Here is a 13,295-nt window from a genome sequence, read left to right on the forward strand (position 1 = left end):
TTATGCAAACCGGGGCCCCTGCCCCGGTTTTTTTATTGTTTAGAATGAAGGTAGTGTTATGACGTTGACGGATGTGGTTTTACTCGTTTTCATTGTGCTGTTGCTCGCGTGGTCAATCTATGATGAGTTCATCATGGATAAGCTCAAGGGCAAAACCCTACTCAAAATCACCCTGCTGCGCCGTAATCGTATCGACAGCACCATCTTTGTTGGTCTGGTTGCCATCCTCATCTATAACAACGTCACCACTCACGGCACACCACTGACAACCTGGTTATTATCTGCACTCGCGTTACTCGCTATTTATATTTCGTGGATCCGTCAGCCTAAATTATTGTTTAAAACAGAAGGTTTTTTCTTCGCAAACGTGTGGATTTTATATTCACGAATTAAAGAAATGAATTTATCTGAAGACGGAGTGTTGGTGATGCAACTAGAGCAACGCCGTTTACTGATTCGGGTTAAAAATATCGATGACCTGGAAAAAATTTATAAACTAATGGTTGATAATCAATAAGTTATAAATATAGCAAAGTCTATATTTTGATATTTTTTGTACAGTTATTTAAATATAGCCGATGCTATTTCGCACAATTAGTGTGCTATTATTTTAACGTTTAAGTTACTTATTAAGTTAAATGAAAATCGTTATCATTTAAGCGTCTGGAATAATAGTTTCCAAATATTGTTTTATCTTTGAATAATATGTTAAGGTTGCGCCCGTCGTTGGGGAGTAGCCGATTTTCGCCATTGCGAAAATGTACATGTCAACATACTCGTTACTTGTTTTAGCAGGCTTTTTAAACAAGAAAATAACGTGGCATGTACGACTCAAACACTGAGTAGGCGAGACCATAGGCACGTAGCCATCGTTTTAGTTGGGGATGGTCGACGTGTATATGGATATTCCCAACTGAGGCGTTTGTATGAATCTCTCCGCTACAATTATTCTTGCTTTTGGCATGTCGATGGATGCGTTTGCTGCATCAATCGGGAAAGGTGCCACCCTCCATAAACCTAAGTTTTCCGAAGCCATACGTACCGGCCTGATTTTTGGTGTTATTGAAACGCTCACACCGCTGATTGGCTGGTGTCTGGGGATGTTGGCCAGTAAAGTTGTGCTGGAATGGAACCATTGGGTTGCTTTTATCCTGCTCGTTTTCCTCGGTATCCGAATGATCTATGAAGGGATTCGCGGCAACGATGATGAAGAGACACCAAAGCTACAACGTCATGGATTTTGGTTATTGGTCACGACAGCTATAGCAACCAGCCTTGATGCAATGGCGGTGGGCGTCGGTCTGGCATTTCTGCAAGTGAACATTATTGAAACTGCGCTGGCGATTGGTTGCGCGACCATGATCATGTCTACGATGGGTATGATGCTGGGCCGTTTTATTGGCCCACTACTGGGTAAACGCGCCGAAATTCTCGGCGGCGTGGTGTTAATTGGGATTGGTTGCCAGATCCTTTACGGCCATTTCAGCGCGCTAAGTTAAATATTCAAGCTACCTGGGCTTCGCGTCGCCAGACGCGAACCACAAAGTCAGTCTCACATTCAAATGCCGTTTCAGCCGCTAAGGCTTGCCACACTTCCGGGCGAGCGCGCCAGGCAAACGGCGTCATTTGTAGCAATGCTACCGCTTTATCACCCTTTAATGTCATCGGCCAGCTAATTTGCTGAGTCTGTTCTGCAATAAAACCAGGCAAAGATTCAGACTCAGAGCTGTGCAACACAATATTGTCGTAAATTAGGCCTTTCAACTGCATTAAATGACGGGGACCAGGGGTCGCCGTAATGACGATACCGCCAGGTTTTACCACCCGCGCCAGTTCTTCCGCTTTGCAGGGCGCGAAAATACGCACAACAGCATCAAGGCTATTATCGTCAAACGGTAAACGGTGACTTGAAGCAACGCAGAATTGCACCTGCGGGTAACGTTTAGCCGCGTAGCGAATCGCCACTTTCGCGACATCTAACCCCCAGGTCGTGCCATTTTGTTTTGCGACTACCTGTGCAAAACCGGCAGTGTAGTACCCTTCCCCACAACCAATGTCGAGTAAAGTCACGGGTGACGCTTGTTCAAGTTGTTGGCAAATGGCATCACGCAAAGGCTGGTAATGCCCGGCATCGAGAAACTTTCTGCGTGCCTGCATCATCTCGCTGCTGTCGCCAGGATCCTTAGAACGCTTATGCTGTACTGGCAGCAAATTGACGTATCCTTCTTTTGCCTTATCGAATTGGTGGCCTTGTGGGCAAAGATAACTCTTGCCAACAGCGGTAAGCGGCGCATGACAAAGCGGACAAAGATAGGACATGGGAACTCCAGGCAATCATAAAGGGCGCAAGTGTAACGCTAAACGCCCTGTTTCGAAAAGCAACTAACCGGCGGAGTTATCTGCGACAGGCTTATTTAACACCATTAAATTTGGGTCACCGTCCGGAAGACCATCAGGCTCAATATTTTCCAGTCGTAACACATCGCTCATAATTTGACTAAATACCGGGGCTGAAACTGCTCCGCCATAATAAGCCCCATTTTCTGGATCGTTAATCACCACAACCAGCGCAAAGCGTGGATTACTGGCTGGCGCAACACCGGCCGTGTAAGCAATGTATTTATTGATGTACTTACCGTCATCACCAATCTTCTTCGCCGTGCCCGTTTTTACCGCGACACGATATCCGTGCACCGCCGCTTTTACTCCACCGCCGCCAGGCAACGCCACGCTTTCCATCATATGTTCAACCTGATGAGCAATGACTTCAGACATCACGCGTTTCCCAACGACCGGTGGGTCAACACGGGTAATCGACAGCGGTCTGGAAATACCGTAACTACCAATGGTTGCGTAAACATGGGCCAGTTGCAGCGGCGTGACCATCAAACCATAGCCAAAAGAGAAGGTTGCACGATCCAGTTCTCCCCAGAACTTACGATGTGGTAAATAACCGCGGCTTTCTCCTGTCAGGCCCAGCCCCGTCGGCGAACCAAAGCCAAACTCTTTGTAGGTATCCAAAAGTTTTTGGATAGGCATTGCCAGCGAAAGACGTGATACCCCGGTATCGCTCGATTTTTGCAGGATCCCGGTCAACGTTAGCTGAGGGTAATAACCCACATCCCGAATCCGATGCCCGTCAATGGTATAGGGATGGGTATCCACCACACTGTCGGGTTGCACAATACCTTGTTGCAGCGCGGTCATCACTACCATGGGTTTGACCGTTGAGCCGGGTTCAAAGGTGTCACTTATTGCCCGATTGCGGAAATCGTTCAACGTGGCACCATCACGGTTATTCGGGTTAAATGTCGGGCAACTTGCCATAGCCAGAACCTCACCGGTATTAACATCAAGGATAACTGCGGCGGCTGATGCGGCTTTATTCCACGAAACCGCGTTGCTTAACGCATCTTCAGTCACCGTTTGCAGACGCTCATCAATGCTTAACATTAGGTTATGCGCGGGGCTTGCCGGATTTTCAGTGATATTTTCAATGACGTGACCGTGTCGGTCTTTGCGAACTAATCGTTCCCCGCCCCTCCCCATCAATTGTCGATTGAAACTCTTTTCTATGCCCTCAATACCCTGATCATCAACATTGGTAAAACCGAGCAAATTTGCTGCGACATGCCCTGCCGGGTAAAAGCGGCGTGACTCATCGCGCAACGAAATCCCCGGTAGTTTCAAACTCTCAATATATTGGGCTTTTTGTGGATCGAGTTGACGGGCAAGGTAGATAAATCGGTCGGAAGGGTTACGACGAATACGGGCGGCGATCTCATTGAGCGGCATATTGAGCGTTGTCGCAAGTGCCTGCCAACGGCTATTCACTTGCACACCACCTTTTTCCATCACCGTTTTGGGGTCAGCCCAGATAGCTTTTACCGGTACGCTGACTGCCAATGGTCGGCCCGTACGGTCTTCAATCATGCCACGTGGAACCGTAATCGTCTCTTCGCGTAGTGAACGCATGTCCTCTTGCTTGACAAGATTCTCTGGCGAGATGATTTGCAACCAGGCTACACGTCCTAATAAAAATACCAGACACATAAGAATAGCACTGCAAAGCAGAGCAAAACGCCACTGAATAAAGTTACCCACGACTCCAGGGGCAATTTTTCTCACTTTCAATCCTTCACAACAACTAAGCAATTGAAAATTTAAACATAATGATGAAATTAACCGGACAGGAACAGTGCTACAAGATGCACTGCTTTGCTACAAAACATAACTAGTCACGTCTTGTAGAAACATATGGACAAGTAGTGCATAAGATTCAGACATGAAAAAGCCCCGCTACATGAGCGGGGCTTTCATCAAAATTTGGCGTTATTCGCGCCAGGTCTAATTCAACGGAATTAGATAGCAGTGACGTTAACTGCTGCTGGGCCTTTCTGGCCGTCCTGGATTTCGAACTCAACGTTCTGGCCTTCAGCCAGAGTTTTGAAGCCGTTACCCTGGATTGCAGAGAAGTGTACGAACACGTCTTTGCTGCCGTCAGCAGGAGTAATGAAACCAAAACCTTTAGACTCGTTGAACCACTTAACTTGACCTTTGATCTTTGCCATTTTGCAAAATTCCTTAGATTGTTTTCTTTGCCCGAAGGCATAACTTAGCTAAAACAGAGACATTACTGCATGAGGCACTAATATAAGGCTCGGCAGAGAAGCGGTATTCAACGTCAACGTGTTTACTCAGAACTTCTTTACTGAAAATGCCACACATAAACAGAACTGTACCTCGTTTAACCCAAAGTGTTATCACATACAACGCAATCAATGGCAAGCCATTTTTCGGCGTGAATCGATCTGTCGCACAAATTCTGAAACCAATATTGTTCATAAAAATGAAATGCACAAAATGTGCATAAAATTAACGGCGAACAAACGTGATTCCAAGCGTTCAGGCGATGACCGCAGACAACGTTTTTACCATAGCCCAAAGCTAACTTTTCGTCCAGACGAAGGACGAAAAAGTCGACACCACAGACATTATCCTTATGATTTTTTTAGCATAGCTATTCAAAAAATGAGCAGCACAGAACGTCTCAAGACAGATTGAAATAGGCGATGGAAATAACGCGATTACCAGAATGAATAAAGTATGAACAGTAAGCTCTTTATATTGCACCAAAATAATGAAAGTTTAATGACACTCTGCTACACAATGAGGCAATAAAAACGTTTCACTATATTAGCCATATAATAAAATTATCTTAGGTTATCCAAAATAACACTTTAACTTTCTGGATAATATTTAAACTATTATTTTAAGCAAGAGTAAAGTTTGACCTACATGTCGTGGCATGAACAGCGATTCACCGCCATAGTCTTGCCAGAGGGTTGGTGTATTCCCTGCTCTTTCCATGCTTTCGTCAAAGCGTAACATCAGCCGATTTTCGTAACTGTGGTGACACATTACGAAAACCGTCGATTTAAAGATGAGATTTTAGAGGATCAAACCAGGGATTCATCCAACGCATGAGTCACGACAAAGCGGCGTAAACGCTTATGCAAGGATTAGCGTTCTGCCACCAGACGAATAAAATCGTCATCCTCTGCAACTTCTTCCTTAATCTCTTGCGGTTCTTCCTTCACAACTTCCGGCTCATTGGCTTCACACAGACGGCGTAGCAGAGCATTTTGTCGTTTCTGCTGTTCCAACAACTCTTCAAGCAGCTCGATCTGTTCATTACTACGGCTACTCGCTCGGTTAACAAAAAACCACATTACGAGGCCGATAACCAGCACCACCAGGGAAACTGTCAGGGACACGATATTCAACGCGCCAACACTTAATTCGTTCATCTTACCACCTCAGTAAAACGCGCTATTCTACACCTGCTGCGCCCGAAGGTAAGTATCGTGTGGATAAAAAGAGTCTACCAGGGAATAAATTTGTTAATTGTACAAACCCCGCTGAAAAATTGTACATCCTGATCGCACATCACGTTGACCATCTGCGTCCAGAGTAGTAAGCAGACAAAAAAAACCGCAACTAAGATGAACCATCTGTACTTTTTCACTACATTCTCCACATTAAAAGCTTTAGAGAGTAAGTCTGGCATACGCAACCTAAACCAGGCATCACTCAACTCAGATTTTATTTAAGAATCATCACATTGATACTTTAGTGCTACGCGCTACGCTTAACACTCTAATAAAGTAATAATAAGAGGTAGATATGCGTGTCGTGATCCGCACTATTCTGGTGATAGTGCTGCTGTGGATCGGTTTACTCCTCTCTGGCTACGGAGTATTGATTGGGAGCCATCAAAATGCAGCGGGTATGGGACTGCAATGCAAATACCTCACTGCACGAAATATCACCACTGCACAATTCATTCATAGTGAAAGTGGTATTATCGGACTGAGTGATTGCCCTGTATTGCGTAAAAGTGACAAGGTTATTGATAACGGACAGTAGATAATCGAAGAGTAAAAAAACGCCGCTATTTAGCGGCGTTTAATTTTTCATCAGAATGGATATTCGTGATAACCCATTTGCTCAGAAATAGTGCGCGCAGCGTCATGTAGCATAGCGACATATTCGTGAAGGCGGTCTTCAGAAAAACGCAAAGTCGGGAATGAAATACTTAAACCGGCAATCACAACACCAAAGCGGTCAAATACCGGCACGCCGATGCAGCGCAAACCTTCTTCTTGTTCTTCGTTATCTTCGCCAAAACCTTGCTTACGCACCGTATCCAGAACATCCATCAATTCGTCGGTGCTGGTAATGGTACGTTCAGTGCTGCGGGTGTACTCCACATCGGCAAGAATTTCACGTACTTCTTCACGGTCACGCCAGGCCAGAAGCACTTTACCAATTGCAGTACTGTACAACGGGTTACGACGACCAATGCGCGAATACATACGCAAGTTGTACATTGAGTCGATCTTGTGGATATAGACAATACTGTCTTCATCCAACGCACCCAAGTGGATCGTTTCTTTTGTCAGACGCGACAGTTCACGCATCTGGATGTCAGCACTACGAATCAAATCAACATTTTGCAACGCACGCGCGCCAAGTTCGAACAACTTCAGCGTAAGCGAGTATTTCTCAGATTCGCCTTCCTGAGCCACATAACCCAAGGATTTCATTGTCTGCAAAAAGCGATAGACGGTGCTTTTTGACATCATTACGCGTTGCGATAATTCAGTAATACCAATTTCGCGTTCTTCGCCAAGAGCCTGTAAGATGCCAAAAACTTTCAGGACAGAAGAGACAGAATCAGGTTGTTTATCCAGATCTGCGATTGCCATTAAATCACCTCGATCGCATTTGTTTTATAAAAATTAGAACCGGTTTTTAGTATAAGTTGACTACCATGTCATCGCAATGAATCTATTCTATATCGTTACAAATCTGCGACATATCCCGTAAATTTAGTGCTATTATTATTTCTCCCCGAATACAGCCCCGTGAATTCAATCTTTCCTATGGATAAAACCCTTGCTGATGGGCTGCCATTACCGCGGCGCTATGGTGCTATTTTAGCCATTGCGTTAGGTATTACTATGGCCGTGCTTGATGGCGTAATCGCTAACGTCGCCCTTCCCACCATTGCCCGCGAACTTAATGCCAGTCCGGCAGAATCCATCTGGATTGTTAACAGTTACCAAATAGCGATAATTGTTTCATTACTTTCCATGTCGTTTCTGGGGGATATTTTTGGTTATCGCCGGGTATATCAGTGCGGGCTAATGCTGTTTTGTGTGACATCCCTTTTTTGTGCGTTATCGAATTCTTTACCCATGCTGACATTTGCTCGCGTACTGCAGGGATTCGGCGGTGCGGCATTAATGAGCGTAAATACCGCGCTCATTCGGCTTATTTATCCACAAAAACACCTTGGCCGCGGCATGGGAATTAACTCATTTATTGTTGCCGTTTCATCAGCTGCCGGGCCGACTATTGCTGCCGCCATTCTATCCGTTGCTTCCTGGAAATGGTTATTTTTGGTTAACGTGCCCATTGGCATCATTGCACTATTATTGTCTCTGCGTTTCTTGCCAGCGAACCAACAAAAATCCCAGGGGCAGCGCTTTGATATTCCAGGCGCCATCATGAATGCCCTGACGTTTGGCTTATTGATTTCTGCCATCAGCGGGTTTGCTCAGGGCCAGTCTGGCTGGCTTATTCTCAGTGAACTGGCAGCCTTGCTAGTCATTGGATCTTTCTTTATACGCCGCCAGTTAAAACTCCCTTTCCCATTATTGCCGGTCGATTTACTGCGTATCCCGGTGTTTTCTTTATCCATTGGAACATCAGTGTGTTCTTTTACCGCGCAGATGCTGGCAATGGTTTCTTTACCCTTTTTCCTGCAATCGACATTAGGTCGTAGTGAAGTGGAAACTGGCCTGCTACTGACGCCGTGGCCCATCGCAACCATGATTATGGCTCCGGTCGCTGGTCATTTAATTGGACGAGTACATGCGGGATTATTAGGTGGAATCGGACTTGTAATGATGGCTTGCGGTCTGTTTGCTTTGGCGCTGTTGCCACATAACCCTTCTGACATAGATATTATCTGGCGCATGTTCTTGTGCGGTGCAGGTTTTGGCTTGTTCCAGTCCCCCAATAACCACACCATTATCTCTTCTGCTCCGCGTCACCGCAGCGGTGGTGCCAGCGGCATGTTAGGCACGGCCAGGTTACTCGGCCAGAGTTGTGGTGCAGCTTTGGTAGCACTGATGTTCAACCTGTTCACCACTCACGGAACGCACGCCTCGTTACTTCTGGCCGGCAGTTTTGCTACCGTCGCGGCTATTGTTAGCAGTTTGCGGTTATCTCAACCTACTGCTTCGCAGGCATAAAAAAAGCGTGCCAGCGATGGCACGCTTTTTTATCAATATTTATCACTACTTCAGATATTCGCCGTTACGCAGTGCTTCAATACGTTTGTCCAAAGGTGGGTGAGTCATAAACAATTCGCTCATTGACTTCGCCTTACCGTTGATACAAAACGCCATCATGCTACTGGCTTCTTGCGGTTCATAGCTGGTTTTCAGACGCTGTAAAGCAGCAATCATTTTTTCACGGCCGACTAATTTTGCAGATCCGGCATCAGCGTGGAATTCACGGTGACGTGAGAACCACATAGTAATGATGCTGGCCAGAATACCGAATACCAACTCCAGTACGGTCGCAATTGCAAAATAGACAAACGGGTTACCGTTGTTACTTTCACCTTCATCCCGATTACCTGACAGGAAGCCTGAGGCAACCTGTGCAATGATTCGCGAAATAAAGATAACGAAGGTGTTCACCACACCTTGAATCAGCGTCATGGTTACCATATCGCCGTTCGCAATGTGGCTAATTTCGTGAGCAATTACCGCTTCTGCTTCATCACGGCTCATGTTCTGCAACAGGCCGGTACTGACCGCAACCAACGAGGCATTACGGCGTGCGCCAGTAGCAAACGCGTTGATATCTGGCGCATGGTAAACCGCCACCTGAGGCATAGCGATACCCGCCTGCTGCGACTGCTGACGAACGGTTTCCATCAGCCAGCGCTCAGTTTCATTACGTGGCTGCTCAATCACTTCACCGCCAACTGAACGTAATGCCATCCATTTGGACATCAGTAACGAGATGATTGAACCACCAAAGCCAAACAACACCGCCATGATCATCAGACCCTGTACGCTGCTCGACTGGATCCCCGTCAGGCTTAGCACTAGCCCGAATACGACCATGACTGCAAGGTTGGTCAACAGGAAAAGCCCGATACGCATCATAATTTTCTTTTTACCTCGGTTAAAAATACGCATTCTGCGTTACCCCACATCGTAGGGGCAAGCCTGCTATTTTCAAGCATTCATCGTTGCCAAGTGGTTAATAATACATAACTTTACATTTAGAAAGAGCTAGGTTTACGCGGCTTGATAGAGGTAAAAAAAACAGGCACAAAAATTTGTGCCTGTTGGGGAGTTACTTAGCAGGAGCCGGTTGCTCGGCTGGCTTATCTTGCTGCATTTTTGCAAGGTCCAGCGCGATATGAACCGTTTCATCGAGATAAGGATCTGGTTCCTGATAATCCTTCGGCAAGTCTTCCAGTTTCTTCAACGGAGCTTTACCTTCCCGCTTGTAGCGATCGTTGATGCGTGCCAGACGCGTCGCATCGTCTTCCTGGTTTTCTTTCTCACGTTGAGCAAGATTCAGGGAAACAATATTGCGCTTCTCTTTCAGGGCATTGAAGCGAGCAATGTCCTTCATGATGTACTGGAACTCAGGATCGGCTGCAATTCTGTCCTGGTGCAGTTTGAGCAGTTGCGGTTCGAACGGTGTCAGATCGCCTGACTTGACGTAAGTTGCGGCATTAATGCTATCCCATGGGAGCGCGTTATCTTCGAACTTCTCGCCAGTTTCTGTCTCTTCCGTACCGGTCGGCATCATCACGTCTGGCGTAACACCTTTACGCTGAGTACTGCCGCCATTAATGCGGTAGAACTTCTGGATGGTGTATTGCACAGAGCCTAATGCAGGCCACTCAGGGCGAAGCATCTGATCGTAGATACGGTTCAACGAACGATACTGCTGAACAGTCCCTTTACCGAAGGTCGGCTCACCGACAATCAACGCACGGCCATAATCCTGCATTGCAGCGGCGAAAATCTCAGATGCGGAGGCACTGAAACGGTCAACCATAACAACCAGTGGGCCTTTGTAGTACACAACGCCATCGGTATCGCTGTCTTCACGCACTTTACCGTTGTTATCACGTACCTGAACAACTGGGCCACCGGGGATAAACAGGCCAGAAAGCGACACAGCTTCGGTCAATGCACCGCCACCGTTAGAACGTAAATCGATAATCACGCTCTTCACATTCTGTTTTTCCATCTTCTGCAACTGGACTTTGACGTCATCCGTCAAACCAACATAGAAGCCTGGAATATCCAGCACGCCGACTTTGTCTTTACCAACCGTTTTAATGGTGAGTTTAACGGCACGGTCTTCAAGACGAATACGTTCACGCGTTAACGTGACGATGCGTGTTTTAGTGCCCTTGCCCGCAGGTAAGACTTCAAGACGAACCTTACTGCCTTTTGGTCCCTTGATCAGCGCAACCACATCATCAAGACGCCAGCCAATCACATCAACCATGGCTTTGCCGGTTTGACCGACACCCACAATACGATCGCCTACGGTAATCGCTTTGCTTTTCGCCGCCGGACCACCCGCAACCATCGAGTTGATCACTGTGTAGTCATCATCCATTTGCAGCACCGCACCAATACCTTCCAGAGATAAACTCATTTCAGTATTGAATTGTTCAGTATTGCGTGGAGACAAATAGTTAGTATGCGGATCGATTTCGTGAGCAAAGGCGGTCATTGCCAGAGAGAAAACATCTTCACTGTTAGACTGCGCCAGACGGCGAATCGCAAACTGGTAGCGCTTAGTCAGCGTTTCACGAATTTCCTGATCGGTTTTACCGGTCAGTTTCAAACTTAATTCGTCAAACTTAACTTTGCTGTCCCACAGACTATTTAACTCGGCGGTACTTGCAGGCCACGGAGATTTGCTGCGATCCACATTGAAGGTGTCATTGCCGGTGAAATCCATCGGCTTTTCCAACACTTTCAGCGCGTATTGATAACGTTCAAAACGGCGCTTCTGGGCCAGATTATAGAGATCGTAAAATACGTCCAGTTTACCGGTGCGCAATTCATCGCCAATCTGTTTTTTCCGCGACACAAACTGCTCAACGTCACTGGCAAGCAGCACGTTGTGGCTATAGTCGAGGAGGTTTAGGTAGCGATCGAAAATTTTTGCGGAAAAATTTTCATCCAGATCAAACTGGCGATAATGCGAGCGAGTGAAGCGCGAAGTTACACGCTCACTCACCGTTGCATGCTGTGTCTCTTCCTTTAACTGCGGGATTTGAGAAGCTTGCGTGATATTTTCGACGGCCAGTGCGCTACCTGCAAGAAACAACAGACTAGCGACTGCCGTACGCTTAAAGAGTTTGTTCATGCCCGGGTCTGGCCTCCGTTTCAGAACTGCAAGTGTTCTGCGCGTACGATCATTGCCATACCAGAAGTTAGCTGTACACGTACGCCATCTTTGGTAATTTCCAGTACGGTGGCATCCATCGCGTTGTTACCCGCTTTGACTTTGATTGCCTGACCCACCTGCAATGCAGAAATGTCCGTAACCGGAGTGCGTTTTTCTTCACGCGGAACCTGAGGAGCCGCCGGCTTTTCTGCACGAGGTTTACGTTCTGTAGTCTCTGGACGACGCGGTGCAGGACGAGGTTTGCGATCGCGACGAGGCTTATCGGTAACGGTTTCACCGTTAGCAATAGCCGCTTCACGTTTCTTCGCTTGCTGCTCTGCACGCTGTGTCTGAACACGAGCTTTTGCTTCTTCAAGCTGCTTACGAGCATGCTCAACGTGCTGCTCATCGAGTTCACCACATGGGTTACCGTCGAGATCAACACGGGTCGCGCCGACTTTGATACCGTACAGGTAACGCCAGCTTGAAGTATAAAGACGTAACGCGGAACGAAGTTGAGTTTTACTGAGGCTCATCTCCCCTTCAACGCGCGCGACTAAATCCTGGAAGATACCAATCTTCAGGGGGCGGGCTTCACCTTCAGCGCTAAAGCACTGTGGGAAACGCTCTGCCAAAAAGGCGATGACTTCTTTGCTACTATTCAACTTAGGTTGATTTTCCATGAAATTTCCTGATTACAACGGAGTTGCCAACAATCCGCAGGCATGAACAGGCGACATTATAATGACGCTATCAGCAAATGCCACGTTATCCGTTGTTTATCATGCTATCGAGTGAAGAATTTTTTAAAATCCGTGTCGGCAAGCGTCAGCGAAAGCTGCGTTACCAGTTGAGATAAGCCGAGTTGGTCTTCAGGTGTAAAGCGCCCAAACTCAGTGCTATCAATGTCCAGGACCCCGATTAACTCATCGTTTACCATTAACGGCAGAACGATTTCGGAATTGCTGGCGGCGTCACAGGCGATGTGACCATCAAAAGCATGCACATCTTCAACGCGCTGAATGCTCCTGGTGGAAACTGCTGTACCGCATACACCTTTACCTACCGGGATGCGCACACAGGCAATTTTGCCCTGGAAAGGCCCTAAAACCAACGTATCGCCTTCCAGTAAATAGAACCCGGCCCAGTTAACACCTTCAAGACGTTCAAACAGCAAAGCACTGGTATTTGCCAACGTTGCCAGAAAACTTGTTTCACCTGCCATTAACGCACTAAAATCGCGGTTCAAGTCCGCGTAAAATTGTTCTTTGTTCATTGAT

General features: G+C 46.8%; 15 protein-coding genes and 1 riboswitch. Of the genes, 4 read left to right on the forward strand and 11 right to left on the reverse strand.

Annotated elements, in window-relative coordinates:
• Positions 1–58 precede the first annotated feature (58 nt).
• Positions 59–517 carry a DUF986 family protein gene (locus EC843_RS03170; protein WP_133521586.1) on the forward strand — a complete coding sequence of 153 codons (459 nt, stop codon included), beginning with the start codon at positions 59–61 and terminating at the stop codon, positions 515–517.
• 199 nt (positions 518–716) lie between these two features.
• A riboswitch (yybP-ykoY riboswitch) is annotated at positions 717–880 on the forward strand.
• A gap of 46 nt (positions 881–926) precedes the next feature.
• Positions 927–1,499, forward strand: coding sequence for a manganese efflux pump MntP (gene mntP / locus EC843_RS03175; RefSeq protein WP_064546082.1), 573 nt, complete (start codon positions 927–929; stop codon positions 1,497–1,499).
• Between the two features lie 4 nt (positions 1,500–1,503).
• On the opposite strand, the gene rlmA is transcribed toward mntP, so the two are convergent.
• The 6 genes from rlmA to mgrB form a co-directional block, all read right to left on the reverse strand.
• Positions 1,504–2,319, reverse strand: coding sequence for a 23S rRNA (guanine(745)-N(1))-methyltransferase (gene rlmA, locus EC843_RS03180; protein WP_133521587.1), 816 nt, complete (start codon positions 2,317–2,319; stop codon positions 1,504–1,506).
• 63 nt (positions 2,320–2,382) lie between these two features.
• Positions 2,383–4,128, reverse strand: a complete 1,746-nt coding sequence (ftsI, locus tag EC843_RS03185) for a peptidoglycan glycosyltransferase FtsI (RefSeq protein WP_133521588.1) — start codon at positions 4,126–4,128, stop codon at positions 2,383–2,385.
• A gap of 233 nt (positions 4,129–4,361) precedes the next feature.
• A complete protein-coding gene (gene cspE / locus EC843_RS03190) occupies positions 4,362–4,571 on the reverse strand; it encodes a transcription antiterminator/RNA stability regulator CspE (RefSeq protein WP_001062678.1) in 210 nt (69 codons plus the stop codon).
• A gap of 13 nt (positions 4,572–4,584) precedes the next feature.
• Positions 4,585–4,728, reverse strand: coding sequence for a DUF2627 domain-containing protein (locus EC843_RS03195; protein WP_074388558.1), 144 nt, complete (start codon positions 4,726–4,728; stop codon positions 4,585–4,587).
• Between the two features lie 794 nt (positions 4,729–5,522).
• Positions 5,523–5,810: a YebO family protein gene (locus tag EC843_RS03200; RefSeq protein WP_064546076.1), complete on the reverse strand. Its 288-nt coding sequence runs from the start codon at positions 5,808–5,810 to the stop codon at positions 5,523–5,525.
• Positions 5,811–5,884: 74 nt separating this feature from the next.
• The gene (gene mgrB, locus EC843_RS03205; RefSeq protein ID WP_064546552.1) at positions 5,885–6,028 is read right to left on the reverse strand and encodes a PhoP/PhoQ regulator MgrB; all 144 of its coding nucleotides are present in this window, start codon (positions 6,026–6,028) and stop codon (positions 5,885–5,887) included.
• A 158-nt stretch (positions 6,029–6,186) separates the two neighbouring features.
• Here mgrB and EC843_RS03210 point away from each other — a divergent pair, with 158 nt between their 5' ends.
• Entirely contained in the window at positions 6,187–6,429 is a 243-nt protein-coding gene (locus tag EC843_RS03210; protein ID WP_064546074.1) for a YobH family protein, read from the forward strand.
• A gap of 50 nt (positions 6,430–6,479) precedes the next feature.
• Here the strand turns inward: EC843_RS03210 and kdgR are convergent, their stop codons facing one another.
• The gene (gene kdgR / locus EC843_RS03215; RefSeq protein ID WP_121813634.1) at positions 6,480–7,271 is read right to left on the reverse strand and encodes a DNA-binding transcriptional regulator KdgR; all 792 of its coding nucleotides are present in this window, start codon (positions 7,269–7,271) and stop codon (positions 6,480–6,482) included.
• Positions 7,272–7,448: 177 nt separating this feature from the next.
• Between kdgR and EC843_RS03220 the strand changes: the two genes are divergently transcribed.
• Positions 7,449–8,825 carry an MFS transporter gene (locus tag EC843_RS03220; protein ID WP_133521589.1) on the forward strand — a complete coding sequence of 459 codons (1,377 nt, stop codon included), beginning with the start codon at positions 7,449–7,451 and terminating at the stop codon, positions 8,823–8,825.
• 45 nt (positions 8,826–8,870) lie between these two features.
• On the opposite strand, the gene htpX is transcribed toward EC843_RS03220, so the two are convergent.
• From htpX to EC843_RS03240, 4 genes are all read right to left on the reverse strand, one after another.
• On the reverse strand, positions 8,871–9,752 hold the full coding sequence (htpX, locus tag EC843_RS03225) for a protease HtpX (protein WP_034496301.1): 882 nt from the start codon (positions 9,750–9,752) through the stop codon (positions 8,871–8,873).
• Between the two features lie 193 nt (positions 9,753–9,945).
• On the reverse strand, positions 9,946–11,994 hold the full coding sequence (prc, locus tag EC843_RS03230) for a carboxy terminal-processing peptidase (protein ID WP_064546068.1): 2,049 nt from the start codon (positions 11,992–11,994) through the stop codon (positions 9,946–9,948).
• 20 nt (positions 11,995–12,014) lie between these two features.
• Positions 12,015–12,698 carry an RNA chaperone ProQ gene (gene proQ, locus EC843_RS03235; protein ID WP_064546066.1) on the reverse strand — a complete coding sequence of 228 codons (684 nt, stop codon included), beginning with the start codon at positions 12,696–12,698 and terminating at the stop codon, positions 12,015–12,017.
• A gap of 104 nt (positions 12,699–12,802) precedes the next feature.
• Entirely contained in the window at positions 12,803–13,291 is a 489-nt protein-coding gene (locus EC843_RS03240) for a GAF domain-containing protein (RefSeq protein ID WP_064546064.1), read from the reverse strand.
• Between the last annotated feature and the right edge of the window lie 4 nt (positions 13,292–13,295).

The sequence above is a fragment of the Buttiauxella sp. JUb87 genome (genome assembly GCF_004361975.1).
Lineage (GTDB): Bacteria > Pseudomonadota > Gammaproteobacteria > Enterobacterales > Enterobacteriaceae > Buttiauxella > Buttiauxella ferragutiae.